The sequence below is a fragment of the Rhodococcus sp. BH5 genome, from assembly GCF_027583855.1.
GTDB lineage: Bacteria > Actinomycetota > Actinomycetes > Mycobacteriales > Mycobacteriaceae > Rhodococcus_F > Rhodococcus_F qingshengii.
The window spans coordinates 1-1,876 of sequence record NZ_JAJHVW010000061.1; the positions used below are offsets into that span (position 1 = coordinate 1).

A 1,876-nucleotide genomic window follows, 5' to 3' on the forward strand; every position below is an offset into this window, starting at 1 on the left:
GCGCTCTGGTCTATCTGGGCGGTAGCTGAGCGCGAAGCCAGCTCTGTGCGCGGGAGAGGGCTAATTCGCTATGCTCAAGGTAGCCGTCGGACCATTCGATTCCGCACTTGTCGATGCGCTCGAGCATCACTTCCGCAGTGATGATGCCGGACCGTATAAGCGCTCCGACGTACTCGTGGTCTTTCTCACGGCCGGCCAGAAGCTTCGAGATGCAGGCGTCGACGGGGTCCAGGCACAAGGCGACGCGGCCGTAGGTGTTTTCGCCGGATTCGTCGGGGACGTCGAAGCGAACGAGTCGGTTGTCCCATCCGCGTGGAAGTATCACGGTTTCCTTGTGGATGCCTTCGACGTAGATCCCGTGCATGGCGTGAAAGTCGGAGTCCTCCCCGACCCAAACGTCGAGGATGCTGACCTTCTCTTTCAGCGTTCGCCCACCGAAGGTCTGATCGGTAAAGGCGCTGCCTGGTGTCATGTCCACTTCGGCCGAGCGGGTCGCTTCTTCGGGCAGAACGTCGGCGTCGTAGCTGCCCAGAAGCGACTGAGAGCCGAAGATGACCACCTGCGGTTCCTCGATCCACTTGCAGGCCGCGACGATGGCTTTCGCGAGGTCTTCGCGGTTCACGAACTCATGCTTTTGCGAAGGTCGTCGATCACGTGAAGGCGTTCCGGTTCGCTCAGTAGAACCGACAGGGGTGAGAGATTGCGCATTTCGCGGGCAGTCTCGGTATCGGAATCTGCGATCTTTCGGACTGTGTCAATGTCGTTGCTGCTCACGATGTGTTCCCACTGGTCGAGGCAGCGGGTCAGTGATGCGCCGGTGACGTGCTGGCGCAGTCGGTGCAGGCTGTTGTGAACACGATCGTTGTCAAGGGTTAGGTGTTCGCGTTCGATCTTGTCGAGGACAGCGGTGTGCAGGAGCTTCTTGCGGATGACTTTGCGTGGAACTACGGACATCTTCAGCTCCTTTCACGATGCTGCGCTCGGCGTTCTGCGACCTGGTAAAACTGCGTTCAGTCTATCGGATGCCTACGAACTCCGGCGTCTACACTTGATTGGGGTTCTTCGTCGAGGACGAGGAGACTGATCGCGGCGGGCTCATTCGAATACTGCTGCCGCGCCGATCACCACGACGACGATCACGAAGTTGATCAGCAGCAGTGGCCAGACGAAACGCAGGAACTTGTCGTAGCCGACCTTCGCCATGGCCAGCCCACCGACAACGACGACGTTGGTCGGGGCGCCCATCAGTATGAGGCCGTGGCCCATCTGGAATACGGTGAGGTGAGTTGCCGGTCGTTGCGCAGGATCTCGGCGGCAGCGCAGAAGTTGGCGATGTCCTGATCATGGGCGGCAACGTCTTCGGCGGTGTCCGTGCCGGGGGCGGTGTAGAGGGTGTGCAGCTCTTCGCGTGCATTGCCGATTCCGGCGAGGGAGTCGTCGAGGGCGGCGAGCATGGTGCACAGTCTGCGGTCGACGGCTGCGTTGCTCTCACGAAGTTCGGCCTCAAGTGTGCGGTCGACGAAGTCTGCATTGGGGGCGAAGGTGAATGCTGCGGCGGTCATGGTGTCCTCGTTTCGCTGGTGAAAGGGTGTGGCCAGGCAGCCGGGACTGGTGGAGTGTCGGTATTCCAACCGTGCACTATTCGTTTACGCAGGTCCGCTTGGGTTTTCACTGACTCATCGGTGGTCCGGGCACAGGAGGGTGGGCGTCAAATTCCAACCACTGGCAGTCAGCCACTGTTGAACAGGAACCTGGGAGACCTTCTACTGTCGCGGCGTGTGCGAAAGTGTCGGCAAGAATTGGACCGTCACCGCATACGGTGCACGCGACGTCGAAAGCGGGTGGCTCAGGTTCGCAATGGCGACAGTGCGAACGG

The 1,876-nt window shown here is 60.3% G+C and carries 4 protein-coding genes; all 4 read right to left on the reverse strand.

The annotated features are described in order from the left end of the window. Positions 1-10: 10 nt before the first annotated feature. Positions 11-622: a DUF6036 family nucleotidyltransferase gene (locus RhoBH5_RS32450; RefSeq protein WP_270009625.1), complete on the reverse strand. Its 612-nt coding sequence runs from the start codon at positions 620-622 to the stop codon at positions 11-13. Next, positions 619-954 carry a hypothetical protein gene (locus tag RhoBH5_RS32455; protein WP_270009626.1) on the reverse strand — a complete coding sequence of 112 codons (336 nt, stop codon included), beginning with the start codon at positions 952-954 and terminating at the stop codon, positions 619-621. The genes RhoBH5_RS32450 and RhoBH5_RS32455 overlap by 4 nt, the downstream gene beginning before the upstream one ends. Positions 955-1,095: 141 nt before the next feature. Next, positions 1,096-1,245, reverse strand: coding sequence for a hypothetical protein (locus tag RhoBH5_RS32460; RefSeq protein WP_270009627.1), 150 nt, complete (start codon positions 1,243-1,245; stop codon positions 1,096-1,098). After that, positions 1,245-1,562, reverse strand: coding sequence for a hypothetical protein (locus tag RhoBH5_RS32465; RefSeq protein WP_270009628.1), 318 nt, complete (start codon positions 1,560-1,562; stop codon positions 1,245-1,247). Before RhoBH5_RS32465 ends, RhoBH5_RS32460 begins: the two co-directional genes overlap by 1 nt. Positions 1,563-1,876 lie beyond the last annotated feature (314 nt).